Genomic DNA, 17,143 nt, shown 5'->3' with positions numbered 1-17,143 from the left:
TTCAAATTTGGACAGTTGCTCGAAATTTTGCACTTAATATATACCGCGATTATGGATTTAATAATATGGCTCAAGCCCAACGTCGCACGGGATTTGGCCTTAAATTACTTAAGGAGTTGTTCAGAATGAAATAGCCCTGCTATTAGAGCAGGCGAAGATTGACGAGCGAATTAAGATTCATCCCTGGGGTAATCTGAATGTTTAAAAGTTAACAGCAGCGATGTGGGATCGAGCCAGCATTATCATTTCGTCGAAAGTATTAAACGACGACCGAGTAGGCATTCCTAAATTCGAGTATGGCGCTCAGATGCTGGGATTTTGAGCACCGTTGCTCTACGACGATGCGATCGCCTTCCAAACTAATACCTTCACTCCCCACCCCCAGAGTCAGAGACCGGGTTTCTTGACTAAATTTTGGCAACGGAACCACAGATGTTGCTAGAAACCCGGTTTCTTGTCCCCCCCTTCAACAGGTTAGAAACCGGGTTTCTTACATAAATTTTGGCAACGGAACCAGAGATGTTGCTAGAAACCCGGTTTCTGGTCCCCCCCTTCAACAGGTTAGAAACCGGGTTTCTTGCCTAAATTTTGGCAACGGAACCAGAGATGTTGCTAGAAACCCGGTTTCTGGTCCCCCCCTTTCAACAGGTTAGAAACCGGGTTTCTTGCCTAAATTTTGGCAACGGAACCAGAGATGTTGCTAGAAACCCGGTTTCTTGTCCCCCCCTTTCAACAGGTTAGAAACCGGGTTTCTTGCCTAAATTTTGGCAACGGAACCCCAGATGTTGCTAGAAACCCGGTTTCTTGTCCCCCTCAACTGTCAAAGGCGTCGCCTTCTGGGCAGATTAAGTTAAAATCAATCCATTCATTACTCATACCCACCCCTATTAAAATGACTCGAAAAATCAGCCTCGAACTTCCTGACGATTTGAGCCAACGTTTAGAAGCCAAAGCTCAAGTCATCAACATTTCTTTAGAAGCAATGATTCTCAACTCATTAGAAGAGTTAGCTACACAACCCGACGATCCACTGGCTGCACTTATTGGCACATTAAGCGCTGAACATACCGATATTGCATCTCGCCACGACGACTATATTGGACAAGCCATTAATTCCCAGGAGTTGCCCGGTGAAAAATAGTACATTTATTGATACTTCTGGCTGGGCAAACTTATTTATCAAAACTGAACCCCATCATCAGCAGGCAGTACAATGGTTTACTCAAGCCAGAGAACAAAACTACTTAATGGTGACAACTAACTATATTGTCCTTGAACTTGTAGCCTTGCTCAACAGTCCTTTGAGAGTTCCTCGCCTGTTCGTAGGAGTAGACCCCGTGAAGCCCCGCGAAACTCAACAGCCACACAAACCCAACTTGATTGTACCCAATCCCCAGTCTCAGAAACCGGGTTTCTTGCCTAAATCTTTGCAACGGAACCACCGATGTTGCTAGAAACCCGGTTTCTTGTCCCCCACCCTCAACTCAACAACCGGATTTCTTTCCTGAATCTTTGCACCAGAAACCGAGAGACACTGCGAGAAGGTTTCTTGCCCGGGTTTGCGATCTGCTATGATGGCAGATAGCTCATCTGTTGGTTAATTAATCTCAACAACTAAGTAGGAGTGGTTTATGTCCCTGTCATCCCCGACGCCATCAACTCCGATTGAAATCATCCTGCCTCCAGACCAGAAAATAATCCTGGAAAAAGCTGCCCAGATTGAAGGTTTGAGTTTAAGCGAATATATTCTCCAAATTGCTACAGAAAGGGCAGAACAATCGCTGCTCAAATCTGAATCGATTACTCTCTCAGAACAGGATTGGGACCGGGTGACAGAGGCATTGGCAAATCCACCGGAAATCACTACCGCGCTCAAAACGGCGATTAACCGCTATCAAAAACATCGGTTAGATAAATAAATGGAGTATATTATCTGCTCGATTTAGGCTACAGGAGCCATCAGAGATAATTTTGATTGTGGCATTCCCGAATTAAACGAATATCTGCAAAAATACGCCAAACAAAATCACAAAAAAGGCATAGCTAAAACTTGGGTAGCCATTCCGCAGTCTGGGGAAGTTGAGGTTTTGGGTTACTATGCAATTAGTATGGCTGAATTGAAACGAGAATCCCTCCCGAGTCAATCAACTAAAGGTTTACCTCGCTATCCGATTCCCGTTATGCGGATCGGTAAATTAGCCGTGACGCAAGCCATGCAAGGGAAAGGCTTAGGAGAAACTTTAGTGATTGATGCGTTTGTTAAAGTCATGAGGTTTTCTAAGGATATAGGGGTATTTGGAGTGACGGTTGATGCCTTGAATGAGTCAGCAAAAGCATTTTATATCCGATATGGATTTATTCCTTTATCAGATAATCAATCTTCACTTTTTATTCCCCTAAAAACAATTCAATCTGGTTTTCAGCAATAAATTCACTTGCCAACCCTTAAACGGTTCATGGGTCAGGGGTCAGGGGTCATGGGTCATTTGTAAAAACCCGGTTTCTTGTCCCCCTTCAACAGGTTAGAAACCGGGTTTCTTGCCTAAATTTTGGTGGAGAACCACCAGATGTTGCTAGAAACCCGGTTTCTTGTCCCCGTAAAAAATAATGCGATCGCCGCCACTTTTTCCTTTTTGGATATTACTATTTTTCGCTCTAACCTTGTAAACATAAAGGTTCTCGCCAAAACCAGAAATGCGATCGCCTAATCAAATTTTTTGCTGGAGTTGTTCAAGAATCGGCTCAACATCCTGCCTAATACTCCGATATTTTTTTGATAGCTGATATAATTTCCTTTTAAATTCATCGGCAAATCTCACAGACATTTGTATATTATTCATGCTCAATTCTATCCCATAGTTCAGAAATGGGTCTGGTTTTCCCTGCTTTGACTTCTTGCAAAGCTCGGATTAAACTGGCTTTAATTTCCTCGACGGGAGTATCATCAGGATCCAATTCATCTTCATCGGATATCAATAGAATAACTTTAATTCGGCTCTCGGATTTAATGTTTAAAGGTTCATCTAACAAAAGTTGGCCTTTATCGTCTACTTTTCCCATGACTTCAACTGCTTTCATTGCTTTACCTCAAATGTGTAGGATGTGTTACGCTGTCGCTAACACATCCTTTCTATGTGTTGATTGGTTAATTTTAGCAAATTCACCATTCAGAAACAGGGTTTTTTTCTTGAATATTTGTTAACCAACAGAGATGCTGCTATAAAACTCCCGCAAACCGCGTTTTTTACTAAATATTGGCAACAAAAATACAAAATGTCGTTTGTCGTTTGTCATTTGTCATTTGTTACTGGACCAACAACCAAGGACCAACAACCAAGGACCAAAAGGCCCACCTCCTAAGGCCGGAGTACGCAGGGGTGCTGATTTACAGTCTCAAGCACTTAAATATGAGATTTGATACTGTGAAAAGACACAGACCGATCGCCTATCGTGATCCCAACTTATCAAAATTTGCACTTTTCACATGGAAACCCAAACATTGCCATTGGTTCGACTCAAACGCAGTTTAAGCTTTCTAGAGACTTGGGGTTTTGGCTTAAGCGGACTCTTATTATGGCTTGGCCCAGCACCCGCAATGAATGCAGCGTTGGGAGTGCAAGCCATTTTTGTCTGGATTCCTGCCGCAATTATTGGCCTCTTACTCAACGTCCAAGTTCAACATTTGGGGATGCGGTGGCCCGATATGTCCGGTGGAACCCCCAATTATGCAGCCAGACTGCTGGCAAAATATCCGATCGCCGCCCGTTATGGAGCAGTCGGATATTGGCTGGGATGGGTTTCCGTACCGCCCATGAATGCCATCATCCTCTCGGACTTAGTGATTGCCAATGTAACCCCGGTGGGTCTTTCCTTGCCAGAAAATCTGCTCCGGCTGGGATTTACAGTCATCCCCTATATTGTCGCATTTAGTGGGACTCGAACCGTAGGCATCTTGCACCTGTGTTTCATCATCCCGGCAGTCGGGTTTTTGCTCACCTTTGGCTTGCAAGGCTTGGGTTGGCTTACGTTTGCGCCAGCCAGTCCCGGCATTTTACCGAGGGATTGGGGTCAGTTTAACCTAATCGAATGGGCGAAGTGGTTTTTTGTCGCCGTTTATGCCGCCTATGGGTGTGAAACCGCCTCTTCTTTCGTGGCAGATAGTCGCAATCCGAGAAGCACCCTGAAAACCTTATCCTTTGCGGCTGTTTTATTACCGATTGTCTATGTGGGTGGCTCATGGATTTTGATGCGTTTAGCCAGTGACCCGAGTTTAGGGAATAATACATTTTTGCATTTGGTGGCAGGAACCCAACCCTTTTGGGGATCAGCAGCTTCGACATTGGTGACGTTCCTCCTCTCGGCAGGATGTTTACTCAGTTCCACCACGGCCATTTCTAACTCCCCACGGGTTTTGTATCAGTTAGCCCTGGACGGGTATATGGCCCCGGTATTTGGGGTGGTGTCATCTCGGGGAGTGTTTGGACCGGGGTTATTGTTCACTTTTATCTTAAGTTTGATTTGCCTGCTGTGGGGGGATGTCTCTCATGTGGTGATGGTGACGGGTACGGGATATCTCTCATCGATGATGGCGGTGCATTTGAGTTTATGGCTCAACCGCGATCGCCCAGAGGTCAAATGGCCCCGGTGGTCTTTGCTGTTCCTAATCGTTGAAAGTTTCGTGATGGTAGTCGGGGGGCTCGCCTGGGGGTGGAACCATTGGCTAATGGGATTGTTGCTTGCCCCCACGATACTTGTGGTTGATGCGCTGATCCGACGCCGTTCTGTTCCCTTATTTCGGGTGGAGTGGTGGTTGGCACTCTATCGCCGTCGCCATTCAGGACAGGTCCAAAATTTTGATGTTTTACAAGTCTGTGTTTTGCTGTTTTTAATCTGTGGGGCGTTAACCGTGGGCTGGGTGGTCCGAACTGCGATTGATAACAGCAGTTTAAATGTTGGTAGTGAGCTGTATGTGCTATTGTTGCTCAGTATTGCTTTGGTCGGGGTGGCGATCGCCTGTATGACCAGTTTGCCGCAAATTGCCTCAATTGTCGAAGCCCAAGAAGCCACGGAACACTTATTTAAGGTTGCCCTCGATCCGATTATGGTGATTGATGAGCAGGGGGCGATCGCCCGGGCGAATCCCGCCGCTTGTGAGCTATTTGGAGTCTCGGCTCAAGCCTTAGCCGGGGTGCAGATGGCCCAACTCTTACCCGAACTTAGGGATGCTCCCCAGTTTTGGCCGCAACGTTGTGAGCAGCTTTTTAACCCCAGGGCAGTCGCCTTCCCCGAGGAGGAATCCGCAGCAGAACCCTTCGCCCAAAAAACCGTAGAAGTCTCCGTTTCTTCTCGGACCCATTGGGATCAAATCGAGTATGTGGTGATTTTACGAGATATCAGCCGGCGCAAACAGGCTGAAGCGGAATTAAAAGCTGCATTTGCCCGCCAAGAACAACTCACCGCCATTGCTACTCGACAAGCACAGGAACTCGAAACGGCTTTATCGGAACTCAAACAAACCCAATCCCAACTGATTCAAACTGAAAAAATGTCTAGCCTGGGACAACTGGTGGCTGGGGTAGCCCATGAAATTAATAATCCGGTTAACTTTATCTATGGCAATTTAACCCATACCAATGAATATGCCACGGATCTGTTGGCCTTAATTCGTCTTTATCAAGCCTCTTATCCTGAGCCAAATCCAGAGATTGAGGCGTTTATTGAACAGATTGAACTCACCTTTTTGACGGAAGATTTGCCCAAGCTGATTGCTTCGATGAAACTGGGGGCGGAACGGATTCGGCAGATTGTTTTAACTTTGAGAAATTTCTCTCGGATTGATGAATCAGACATGAAACCTGTTAACATTCATGAGGGGATTGACAGTACCTTATTAATTTTGCAAAACCGGCTCAAGCCCACAGCTCAATATCCGCGCATTGAAATCATTGAGGAGTATAGTGATTTACCGGCAGTTGAATGTTTCGCCAGTCAGCTCAACCAGGTGTTTATGAATATTATCAGTAATGCGATCGATGCGCTCCATGAGCGGGTTAAAGCGGCTATTCTGACCCCTGATGGGGAAGAGATGCCGGTGCCGAAGATTACCATTCGCACTGCTGCTTTGGATTCGCACTGGGTGAGAATTGCGATCGCTGATAATGGGACGGGAATCCCAGAAAGCATCTGCAACCGCCTGTATGACCCATTTTTTACGACCAAAGGGGTTGGAGAAGGAACGGGTTTAGGATTGTCGATTTGTTATCAAATTGTGGTGGAAAAACACGGGGGGCGGTTGTATTGTTGTTCACAGCCCGGACAAGGGACAGAATTCATCATTGAAATCCCGGTCAGAACCGTGAAAACCCGGCCCCACGGGAAGTGAGGAGTGCGATCGATTAAAGTTCTCTAAAGTCGCCATAAACTGGGTTTTTGAGGCGATGAATCGAGAGAACAAGGGAGTGCCTTTTTGTTCTGGAAACTGGGTGTTTTTCCTCTGCTCAGGAGGCAGGATTTTCTACGGTGGTCAAGTCTAGGGTGGCGTAGATTTCGGCGAGGGGAACGTTGAGGTCAAGGCTGGCAATTCGGGCGATCGCCCCTAATCCTTGAAAGGTTTCTAACATCCAGCGATCGCCTTCCATTCTGTGAAATATTTCTACGACATACTCCTGAGAACTGACGAGGATATAATCTTGTAAACTCGGAATGGTACGATAATATTGGAATTTTTTACCCCGGTCAAAAGATTCAGTGGATTCGGATAACACTTCGATGAGGACTTTTGGAGAGGTCACCGCATAAGCGTTCAAGTCATCCTGCTCATCACAGGTGACGACTAAATCGGGATAGAAGTAGTATTTTTGATTGGCAATATTAACCTTGATGTCGGCTATAAAGGTTTGACAGGGTGAACTTTTTAAACCTGTTCGCAAAAGTAACGCCAGGTTGAGACTGATAAGATTATGGGCTTTGCTGGTGCCTGCCATTGCGTAAACGTCACCATCAAGATACTCATGTTTGATGGGGCTATGACGTTCGCGTTCTAGGTATTCTTCGGGACTGATAGGATGATCCGATTTGACAGCAATCATGGTTAGTTTAGGGATAGAGATGAGTAGAACAATAAGCGGCTATAGCGAGTCTAAATGAATTTGACATAAAGTTCGGCTCCCCTATCCCGTTCTGGGCCGCCGACGGTTGGGGGCCGCCATCGTCCATTGCCAAAATGATTTAGGGTCGCTATATAGGGTTTAAATTATCATAGCAAAAACAGGCGGGAGTTTGAACCGGCGGCTATAGGGGCGAAAAAGCGAATCGCCCCTACAGAAACGCCGGTTTAGAGGGTTTACTCTTTCACCTCTAAGCTAGAGGAGGCCGATCGCCCGAACTCTTCGGGGGCATATTGGAGATGAACATTGGCACCGGGCCATTCGTAAATACCGGGGGTGACCGATCGCACTAAATAATGCAGGTTATAAACTCCCGGTTGCAGGCGATCGGCATAGGCGACGATGCGATCGCTATAGAGGTTTTGATAGCCAATTTGCCAGCTACTTTGTGCGGATTGGACTGCCGAAGTCGCCGTCTGGAAACTGCTATCAACGGCTTCAAATCCTGCCGGTAGCGGGTCCGTAATCACCACATGATCCACGGGCCGATCGCTGATGATTTCTAACCCAATATCAAACACTTGTCCGGCATCAACGACTAGGTTTTTATCCGGTTTGGCTAACCCAAATTGGGCGATCGCCTTGTCGCCTCCTACCGGGCTGATTTTCCGGTCCACTCGCAATCCGTTATACCGTCCCGGTTGATTTCCCGGTAACCGATATCCATATTCCACCAGATAGTGCAATGTGCCATTTCCGGTTTTATTCAGAGTGAGGTTAGTCTGCCCTTTGGGTAGGCTATCCATTGCCACTTGGATAAATTGGCGGGAATTGTCATACCCTTGGAACTGCATGGTGTCTAGGGTATTGCCGTCTAGGTTGGCGGTGGCGGTGAAGTTGGGGGGAGTCGGTTGGGTATTGCTGTAGGCGACTAAGGCAGCAAGTGCTTCAGCGTTGGCATAGCGATTTTCCCAGGTTCCCTCCCGGCGTTGGTTGAGTAACCCTTGCAGGAGGCGACTGCGGACCGTTGGGTTTGTTTCACGGGCGATCGCCAAGCGCAGGGTTTGTGCTTGTGCGGTGGTGGGGGAACTTAACCATCCCCATCCTTGAGGCAGGTTGACGGTGGCCGATCGCCCCGTTTCAGCAACGGTTTCAAATAGCTGGTTAGACAGGGACTGCGCCTCGGTTTGCCATTCCGGGAATTGTCCTAAATAGCGCGCCAGTTTGGTTTGGGCGACGGTATCTAAGTCATTCCGTTGGGCGTATATATCTGCCAGGAAGTCATTGCGTCGTTCTCCCAATTCTGAGAGAGCCATTAATGCGCCGAGACGGACGCGGTTTTTACAGGATTGACTGGTGCAATAGGAATATTGTCCCGGGTCAGCGAGGGTTTTTTGTAAGTATCCGCGCAGACGTGAGACCATTGCTTCATCCACTGCAAATCCAGCGGTTTTCCCTTGGGATAAACTTTCGGCAGCGTAAGCGGTGAGGAACGGGTCAGACTGAGTTTGTCCAGGATAGCTGGCAAATCCGCCATCAGGTTGCTGGAGTTTTTGCAGGCGATCGAGGGCTATTTTTGCTTGTTCTGGTGGATTAAATTCTCCTAATGCTTGTCGGTACTTTTGTCCGAGAATTTGCAGGTTAGCCGCAACCGCCAATTGTGAGGCGGCTGGTTCTAAAAAGGGTAAGCTATCCTCGTCCAAGATATCTCGCGCTGATGCTGTAATTTCGGGGATTAACGTTGAGGCTAGGTCAATTTGTAATCCTCCCACATTCGGTAGCACGTTGTTGTCAAGATTCAGGGGAATATTCACCTGATTTTCGGTGGTTCCGGTATCAACAACCGTCTCACTGACCGTGAGTTGTCGGACCGATAAGGGAACCTCGAAGGCATCTCCCTCCCGGTTTAGTTGACTGACAAAGCGCACCGTTCCTTCGCCGGTGGTGGCAGCTTGCATGGGGAAGCGATAGGCGCGGGTTCCCGATGCGGCCTGGGTTTGCAAGGTTTGGGTATTGGCAGTTTCGTCGGCAAAATTCAGGTTCTCACTCACTGCACCTTGGATTTGCAATCGGCCTTTTTCTCCGGTGGTATTGGTAATAGCAAGGCCGCCTGAGAAGCGATCGCCCGGTCGCACAAATTGCGGTAACAGGGGAGTTGCCATCAGGGGTTTACTGGAAATAAAGGTATTTTCTCCATTCCCAAAGCGCATATCGGTGGTGGTGGCAACGGCCATGACTCGCCAGGTGGTTAAATCATCTGGAAGTGGGAAGCTGACGGTCGCCCGTCCGTTGCGATCGCTGATTACAGACCCATAATAGGCCAAGGGTTTAAACTCGGTGCGAATTCGGGTACTGCCGGAACCCGCAGAGAATCCTCCGCCATATCCCCAGCCTTTTTGCAAGGGAGAACTCAAGGGAGATAGCACAACATCGAAGCGGTTATCACTCCAGGTTGTGGAAATCGGTTGTTCTGCATACACCGTATCCACTAAGTTAGGCGGACGATATCCTGTGAGTTGTAAGACCGCCTCATTGACTACCATCACCGTTAATTGCCCTTGGACGGGCCGGTTTTGGCTGTCGGTAACTTGCAGTTGGACGGTTTCCTGAGTACCGGGTTGCACCGTTGCTTGGGTGGGGGTAACTTGGACCGTGAGATATTTCTCCCCTAAATCGGTTTTAAACGGTGCAAAACCAATTTTGACCAAATCTTCCACATTGGCCGGTTCCACTTGGTCTAACGGCGGTCCTTGGCGGACTAGAACCGCTTCGACTGCCGCATTAGGGAGCATTTCGGGGGTGACTTTAAATTGGATTTGCGGTGCACCGCCACTCACTTTGGTGGTGGTTTGATACAAAGGTTGGTCTCGCACAACGGCGAAGTAGAGTTCTGCTTCGGGGTAGGGAGACTGGATTAAGGCGGTGGCAATCTCACCGGGTTGGTAGCTGTCTTTGTCGAGTTTGACTTCTAGGAAGTTCTCGCGATCGCTACGTCGTCCCCAACCCACGCCTTGGGTTCCAGTGGCCCAAATTTGCACATCGGTGGCGGTGGCGTCGGTTTTGGCGTTGGCAAGGTTGACCCGAATCCGATAGGAACCCGCTTCGGGAGGGGTGATAGAGACGGTTTTCGGGGTATTGCCGGTTTTGAGGGTTTCCGTGGCGACGGTTTGATATTCCACCTGATAGCGGGGGGTCCGACTGCCTTCCACAACCCGGGTGACGCTGCTGTAATCCATTTTTTGCAGTTCCACCCGCAGGGTTTGTCCATTGATAGCAGTTCCGCTGGGGTCGGTGACGATCGCCTCGATGGGAAAAGGTTGACCGGCATCGGCGACAAAGTTGGTTTTGACTCCGATTAATTGGTCGCTGGGTAAGGCGGTTAAGGTTTGAGAATTGGCAACGGAGAGATTAGAAATATCCGTGACTTCTGCATCAATCCGATAGGTCATGGAATAGGGTAAATCCCGGTCAATGGTAAAGTTTAAGGTATTGGAACCGCTGTTATCTAACGTGGCGGTTTTTTGGAGAACTTCGCTGGTAATTTCCGGTCGTTCTTCTGGCCAAAACCATTGGCGACCAAAGCTGAATTCTGTCCAACCGGGAGGGGTAAATTCGGCGGGCGATCGCGTGATGTAATATTTGGCATTGCCGCCTGCAACCGGGGAACCAAATAGATAATTACTCTCAGCTTTGGCTTGGATTTTTTCGTTACTAAAGGCGTAGGGTTTATCCAAAGCGAGTTGGACTTGGAAGTTAGGCGGTTTAAAGTCAGCAATCCGGAATTCGCCGTTCAGTTCTACATCGTTGTTGGATTTGGCGACAATGGAATAGTATCCCAAAGGCAAATCGCCTCCCAGGGGAAGTTCTAAGGCGAAGGTGCCAAATTCATTGGTGGTTTGAGTTCCAAGGGCGGTTTCGTTGCCTTCGGGGTCGCGCAAGGTGACGGTATAAGCGGCATTTTTGTGTTGGATTAAGTCGCCATTTTCCAGATAGTAAGCGATGGCGGTGAACTCGGCAGTTTCTCCGGGTTTATAGAGTTGTCTGTCGCTGAAAATTGTCCCGCGAGAGAGGGGTTCTCCGGCATTCCATCCGCCATCGATGCCATATCCATAAGCGCCGCTATAGGACCAAATTTGGGTATAGGCCCAATCTTGGTTTTCTCGGGCGACTACGAGTAATTCTGGGGCTTCTTCTGCACTCTGGCGGCAGCGTTGTACCTGTTGGGAATTCAAGACTAAAAGTCCGGTGGCATTGGTGGTTCCAGTGGCACAGGGAGTGACAGGCGATCGCGTAGTAGCATTGGTTTGAGATTGATAAATTTCCACCCTTGCACTGCCAACCGCTGACCCATCAGACAGATGATTAACTTTCACCAGTCCAGTATCAGGAAACCACTGGGCAAAAACGCCTAAATTGGTGATTTGAACCAGGCCATAATAGTTTGGTTCACTCCATTTCTGTTGGCCTTTTTCTTGATAAGAATTGGTGCGGGCTTGAATCCCATAGGCTAACATTCCCGTGGTTCCGCCTAGGCGTTCTCGCAAGGGAATTGCTACCGTAGCGGTTTGATTTTTAGGGGGAGATGAAATGGGGAAACTTTGCCAATTCCTGGGGTCTGGTAACAAGTCCGTGCCATTTCCTCGGGGATAAGCAGAATCCGTAAAGACTAAATCTGTGGGTTCGACAATGCGATAGGCGGCTTTATAGGCAGAATTGGGTAGATTAACCGCCGAAAAGGTCAATTCTAAATCTTTGCCGCTGGGAAATACATTCAAGTCTGAAGGTGCCCAAATTTCTGCGGCTAAATCTCCGGTTTGGTAATTTAGGGTAATGGGTTGCCCTAATTTTTGTCCATATTTATCTTGAACTTCTGACCCGATGTTAATGGTATATTGAGTGGCCGGTTCTAAAGCCCAGGGATTGAGATTAACCACGTTGGAATCGGGATAAACCTGAATTAGCTTGGGTTCGGATTTAGGCGGTGGATTGATAGTAATTTGACTTTCCACCGATTCTGGGTCTATTACGTTATTAAACGTTAACTGGGGTGCGCCGTTGAGAAAGCGTCCATAAGCAAATCCCATCTCTGGTTTTCCCTGCAATTCCATCCCTTGGAATTCCAGGGCTTCATAAGTTTTGACCTGACTGCTAAAGGGGTTCTGACTCACTAAATTTCCCCGGGCGGGTTCTAATCCTGGGGAAAATTCGACCCGATAAGCTGTCCCTTTTTCTAATTCCCGTTGCGGGGTAATTTGATAGTTCCAAGTCCGTAAAGACGGGTCAAAAGCTAAGGCAGAACTCGCTGTCAAAGCCTCCTCAGAGTCCAAGGAATCGACTTGCAGAGAAACTCCTTCATTTCTGCCGACGGGAACTAATTTAACCTGCTGTTTCAGGGAATTCAAATTCAGGGGCACGTTAGAGGTAAATTCCAGAGGTTGTTTCAGGTCAATCCATTGGGGTTCGGTATATTCATCCGGTGGTTCACTGGTGGGTAAATTGGTGAGTTTAATCGGTTCGGTATTGAAGGTCCAGGCTAAATCCTGGCTGAGTTGATGATTGTTTAAGTCGGCTAAACCCGCTTTGAGGGTAATTTGAATTCGAGTCGCTTTAGGCAGGGCTTCATCGGGTTGAAATCCGACCATGCGCGGGGTTAAAAACCTAAATTGCCCCGGGAGTTCCGGGGTGATTTGAAATTGATTTAATTTGGCTATTTGTTCCGGTGAATCCAGACTTTCCAGGGGAATTACGGGGTCTGTAAACCGGATGCGAATTTGGGCCAACGGGTCCGCTTCTCCCGTGGGGGAAATCTCCTCGATCCAGTTGGGGAGTTGCGGGGTTGCCAGGGGCGCTACTGCCGGGAGTTGTTTAAAGGTTGAAGCGGTTTGAAAGAAATTGCAGGCTGCTATGGTGAATGAGAGTAGCAGACCTACAATAAACCACGTCCAAGTTCTACGGATTAGACGCATTTTTATCACCAAAGAAAATTAAGGATTATGAGCAGATATTCTGGGGTTCTGTCCCCGGATAGGGGGCACAGAGGGGACCTTTGTTTGCTGAATCAATTGATAGGGTGGGTCCTGTCGCCCCTAGAGTCTTTCTGCTATTAAAACTCAAAATTTCGAGAGCGTCGAGAATTTGTTGAGTTTCTTAATCAAAGCTGAATCGGTAGGGAAGGAAAGCAGAAACCCATAAAAAACCGGGTTGGGGCGATCGCACCCCAACCCGGTTTTTTCTATCCATGAGGATTTACTTTTTAAAGTAGGTTCGGTAGACTTCTAAGGCGACAGGTGCGGCAGCAACCCCGCCATACCCGCCATTTTCGACCACGACGGCAATAGAAATTTCGGGATTAACTGCCGGTGCAAATCCGACAAACAAGGCATGAGAAGGCTGTCCTAAGACTTCTGAGGTCCCGGTTTTGCCCCCACTTAAGGGAATGGTCCCATCATTTAAGACTCGGGCGGTCCCTTTTTGCACTACGGCAACCATTCCCTCTTTAATCACCGAAATCGCCTCGGGAGAGAGTCCGACAGGTTCGGGTTTCGTCAGGGGGGTGTTACTTTGAGAGGCGAGGAAATGAGGTTTGACTCGGTTGCCGCCATTGGCGAATGCTGCTGACATGACGGCAAGTTCCAAGGGGGTACATAACACCATCCCTTGACCAATCCCCATCGTCACGCTATCCCCGGCATACCAGGGTTCGTTGAACATCCGGAGTTTCTCCTCTGGGGTGGGAATCATCCCATGAGTTCCGCCATCGAGTCCCAAGATATCTAAGCTGGTAGACTCGCCAATTCCCAGTTTGCCTCCCCATTCAGCGATCGCCTCGGGTCCGACTTCCATCCCGACTTGATAGAAAAAGGTGTTGCTACTGTAGGCGAGTGCATCCCGGAACCCAATCACTCCATATCCCCCACTATGTTCGTGAAAGGCAATGCCACCGACCACAATATAGGAGGAGGTTCCTAAATAGGAATCGGGATGATATTTCCCGGTCCCAATTCCTGCTGCTGCGGTGACCATTTTGAAGGTACTCCCCGGGGGATACCCTTGCAAGGCCCGATTTAGAAAGGGATTTTCTAACTCCTGGAGACGCTGCCATTCCGCTGCTTTAACGTTGCGGGTGAAGATATTCGGGTCAAAACTGGGTCCACTGGCCATTGCTAAGACCCCCCCAGTCTTGACATCGAGCACGACCACCGCACCCCGTCTGGACCCCAGTGCGCGTTCCGCTGCTTTCTGGACTTCCGCATCTAGGGTTAACTTGAGGGGTTCTCCACTAATGGCCGATCGCACCCCCAGTTCGCGAATTTCCTCCCCGTTGGCGTTCACCTCCACCAGACGATTCCCCCAAACTCCCGTCAATTGGGGGTTAATCGTCTTTTCAATTCCCATCTTGCCGATAATAATTCCCATCGGATAGTCCGGGTTCGCCATCAAATCTTCCTGGGTGGCTTCGCCAATATACCCCAAGACATGAGCGCCGGTGTTCCCCTCGGGATAGTATCGGCTAGATTCGGCCCGCACTTCAATTCCGGGAATGTCTGCCATTGCCTCAGCTATGGTCACAAAGGCTTCTGGGTCAATCCTTTGAGCGATCCGTACCGGCATTCCCGAGGTATATCCAGTTTCCTCGATTTTCTTGAGGATCTCTTCCGGGGAAACATCAATCAGGGGACTGAGCTTTTTAGCGGTTTCTTGCCATTGGTCCTTTCCTTGCTCCCGAGGCCATAAATAGACCGCTCGTGCTAACCGATTGGCTGCCATCAGTTTACCCTTACGGTCTACTAGATTACCCCGCGCTGCCGGAATCGGAATCAACCGGATTCGGTTATCTTCTGCTCGTTGTCGGTAATCTTCCCCTTCTACAATCTGCAACTGTGCCAGACGTGCGCCGCATACCCCCATGAGTAAGGTGACGATGCTCATCACCACAAAGGGTCGGATCGGCGATCGCTTTGTGTCTGTCTTATTCGTGCTGATTTTAGAGAAAAAACTCGTCTGTCCGGTAACCATCTTTATCCCATCCCGCAGGAGTTCACTTCAACACTATCGCGCTAACGGGTCCCCAGACCCCAAGACTGGAGCCGCTATGTTTGCTACACTCCCTCTAGCTGTTCGATCGCTCCGGAAGATTCTATCAAAATCCAGGCGATCGTGTCAGGCTCTCCCCGGTCAAGTCCGGGTAGATTTAGAGTGGGCAATTTTCGGCTCCTCGTTGTGCTTTTTTATTCCCACAACTTATATCATTTCTTCAATCCATTGCACCGTCTTTCCAGTCCAAGTCTCCCACAGACTCCCTATTGTCCCAGTTGCGGTGTTTCTCCCCCTGATGTTCAATCTTAACGCAATTGGCTACTCTGGGTACAGAGAGTTGACCCTCTGAACAATCTAATTTTTACCGATACTCCTTTTTTAGAACCCATGAAAACACCGAAAATTATCGCTGATTATCACTGCCACAATGCGGAGGTTCCCACCTGGCATCCGATGGAAAAATGCCTCTATTGGAGTGATATTCCCAAGGGACGAGTATTTCGTTATGACCCGGCAACGGCATCATCTGAACAGATTTTTGAGGGGGACTCCGTAGGGGCGATCGCCGTCCATGAGGATGGTTCCTTGCTGTTTTTCATGAATAAAGGGGCGATCGCCCGGTGGCAAAATGGCACCCTCACCCCCATTATCCCCGAAATCCCTGCCGAACGCGAAACCCGCTTCAATGACTGCATCGTTGACCCCGCAGGACGAGTCTTTAGCGGCACCATGCAACAAGGCGATCGTCTCGGTTCCCTCTACCGCCTCAACACTGACGGCACTCTCACCCAAGTGCTAGAACATCTCCAAATTCCCAACGGCATGGGATTCACCCTAGACCGAAAACACTTATACTTAACTGACTCCCCCAAACGTGAGATTTATAGGTTTGACTACGATGTATCAACTGGAGACATTAGTAACCGCCAAGTCGTAATCACCACCCCAAAAGGAAAAGGCGTTCCCGACGGCATGACAGTCGATGCCGAAGGCTATATCTGGTCCGCCCGATGGGATGGTCATCACCTCTTCCGCTACCGTCCCGACGGCACCGAAGTCCTCCGCATTCCCTTCCCTGCGAAAAAAGTATCTTCTCTCACATTCGGCGGGGAAGACTATACGGACATTTATGCAACCACCGCAGGCGGAGACAATCGCGCCAAAGAAGGAAAAGGTGCTGGTGCAGTGTTTCATCTCAATTTAGGCATTCGCGGAATGCCGGAATTTTTAGCAAAAATTCCGGTGTAATTGAGTTGCGAAAACTGGCGGGGGTGTTCGTTGCGACAACCGGCGGGGGATCAATCCCCCGCCTAATAGCTAAAGTCGGTTAAAACCGACTCCGGAGAACAGTTTGAGGCGTTCTCTTCTCTTAAGTTCGTAGTAACGACTTCAGTCGTTCTCTTCTCTTCTCTTAAGTTCGTAGTAACGACTTCAGTCGTTCTCTTCTCTTCTCTTCTCTTCTCTTAAGTTCGTAGTAACGACTTCAGTCGTTCTCTTCTCTTCTCTTCTCTTAAGTTCGTAGTAACGACTTCAGTCGTTCTCTTCTCTTCTCTTAATTTCGGAGGGTGCATCACACGGAAAACTTGTAAAAACCCGCAGATGCAATAATTGCGGATAATCTGACTGGCGATTCTTTTTTCGCCGCTACAGATATTGGCGCAGCAATATTTTTTCACTCTGACATACCAAAACCTCTTGACAAGGGTTCTGGATTTTGTTAAATTATTATCATGGAAAAATGTGCGCACAAAAAAAAGGCATTTCCCCCTTAAAACTACCTTCAATCCAACCCACACCTCCCCATCTCTGTAGCGGCGAAAAAAGAATCGCCCGAAAAATCATCCACAATCATTACCCCTGTAGCGGCGAAAAAAGAATCGCCCGAAAAATTGTGGAGAAAAGCCATAAATTTTTCCCATAACCCACCAAAACCCTTGACAAGGGTTCCGGATTTTGTTAAATTATTATCATGGGAAAATGTGCGCACAAAAAAAAGGCAT

Annotated in this window: 12 protein-coding genes; 7 read left to right on the top strand and 5 right to left on the bottom strand. The window is 48.4% G+C overall.

Going from position 1 to position 17,143, the window contains the following annotated elements:
- Positions 1 to 259: 259 nt before the first annotated feature.
- Entirely contained in the window at positions 260 to 421 is a 162-nt protein-coding gene (locus NG833_RS20940) for a hypothetical protein (protein ID WP_254567213.1), read from the bottom strand.
- 471 nt (positions 422 to 892) lie between these two features.
- On the opposite strand from NG833_RS20940, the gene NG833_RS20935 reads away from it, so the two are divergent.
- The 5 genes from NG833_RS20935 to NG833_RS20915 all read left to right on the top strand — a co-directional run bounded on the left by NG833_RS20935 (position 893) and on the right by NG833_RS20915 (position 2,708).
- Positions 893 to 1,141: a hypothetical protein gene (locus NG833_RS20935; RefSeq protein ID WP_254567212.1), complete on the top strand. Its 249-nt coding sequence runs from the start codon at positions 893 to 895 to the stop codon at positions 1,139 to 1,141.
- Positions 1,131 to 1,454: a hypothetical protein gene (locus tag NG833_RS20930; RefSeq protein ID WP_254567211.1), complete on the top strand. Its 324-nt coding sequence runs from the start codon at positions 1,131 to 1,133 to the stop codon at positions 1,452 to 1,454. Before NG833_RS20935 ends, NG833_RS20930 begins: the two co-directional genes overlap by 11 nt.
- A gap of 177 nt (positions 1,455 to 1,631) precedes the next feature.
- The gene (locus NG833_RS20925; RefSeq protein ID WP_254567210.1) at positions 1,632 to 1,919 is read left to right on the top strand and encodes a DUF1778 domain-containing protein; all 288 of its coding nucleotides are present in this window, start codon (positions 1,632 to 1,634) and stop codon (positions 1,917 to 1,919) included.
- Positions 1,920 to 1,958: 39 nt separating this feature from the next.
- Entirely contained in the window at positions 1,959 to 2,429 is a 471-nt protein-coding gene (locus NG833_RS20920; RefSeq protein ID WP_375293934.1) for a GNAT family N-acetyltransferase, read from the top strand.
- A gap of 138 nt (positions 2,430 to 2,567) precedes the next feature.
- Positions 2,568 to 2,708, top strand: coding sequence for a hypothetical protein (locus NG833_RS20915; protein ID WP_254567208.1), 141 nt, complete (start codon positions 2,568 to 2,570; stop codon positions 2,706 to 2,708).
- 124 nt (positions 2,709 to 2,832) lie between these two features.
- Here the strand turns inward: NG833_RS20915 and NG833_RS20910 are convergent, their stop codons facing one another.
- Complete coding sequence (locus NG833_RS20910; RefSeq protein ID WP_254567207.1) at positions 2,833 to 3,078, bottom strand: hypothetical protein; 246 nt, start codon at positions 3,076 to 3,078, stop codon at positions 2,833 to 2,835.
- Between the two features lie 517 nt (positions 3,079 to 3,595).
- On the opposite strand from NG833_RS20910, the gene NG833_RS20905 reads away from it, so the two are divergent.
- Entirely contained in the window at positions 3,596 to 6,382 is a 2,787-nt protein-coding gene (locus tag NG833_RS20905) for an amino acid permease (protein WP_254567206.1), read from the top strand.
- 115 nt (positions 6,383 to 6,497) lie between these two features.
- On the opposite strand, the gene NG833_RS20900 is transcribed toward NG833_RS20905, so the two are convergent.
- The 3 genes from NG833_RS20900 to mrdA all read right to left on the bottom strand — a co-directional run bounded on the left by NG833_RS20900 (position 6,498) and on the right by mrdA (position 15,122).
- Positions 6,498 to 7,088, bottom strand: a complete 591-nt coding sequence (locus tag NG833_RS20900; protein WP_254567205.1) for a Uma2 family endonuclease — start codon at positions 7,086 to 7,088, stop codon at positions 6,498 to 6,500.
- Positions 7,089 to 7,342: 254 nt separating this feature from the next.
- Positions 7,343 to 13,072 carry an alpha-2-macroglobulin gene (locus NG833_RS20895; protein ID WP_254567204.1) on the bottom strand — a complete coding sequence of 1,910 codons (5,730 nt, stop codon included), beginning with the start codon at positions 13,070 to 13,072 and terminating at the stop codon, positions 7,343 to 7,345.
- A 280-nt stretch (positions 13,073 to 13,352) separates the two neighbouring features.
- On the bottom strand, positions 13,353 to 15,122 hold the full coding sequence (gene mrdA, locus NG833_RS20890) for a penicillin-binding protein 2 (RefSeq protein ID WP_254567203.1): 1,770 nt from the start codon (positions 15,120 to 15,122) through the stop codon (positions 13,353 to 13,355).
- A 408-nt stretch (positions 15,123 to 15,530) separates the two neighbouring features.
- On the opposite strand from mrdA, the gene NG833_RS20885 reads away from it, so the two are divergent.
- On the top strand, positions 15,531 to 16,391 hold the full coding sequence (locus NG833_RS20885) for an SMP-30/gluconolactonase/LRE family protein (protein ID WP_254567202.1): 861 nt from the start codon (positions 15,531 to 15,533) through the stop codon (positions 16,389 to 16,391).
- Positions 16,392 to 17,143: the final 752 nt, after the last annotated feature.

This window comes from Oscillatoria sp. HE19RPO (assembly GCF_024220515.1).
Taxonomy (GTDB): domain Bacteria; phylum Cyanobacteriota; class Cyanobacteriia; order Cyanobacteriales; family Laspinemataceae; genus Laspinema.
The sequence above is the reverse complement of the archived record's forward strand: the minus strand, read 5'-3'. Positions and strand labels throughout refer to the sequence as shown.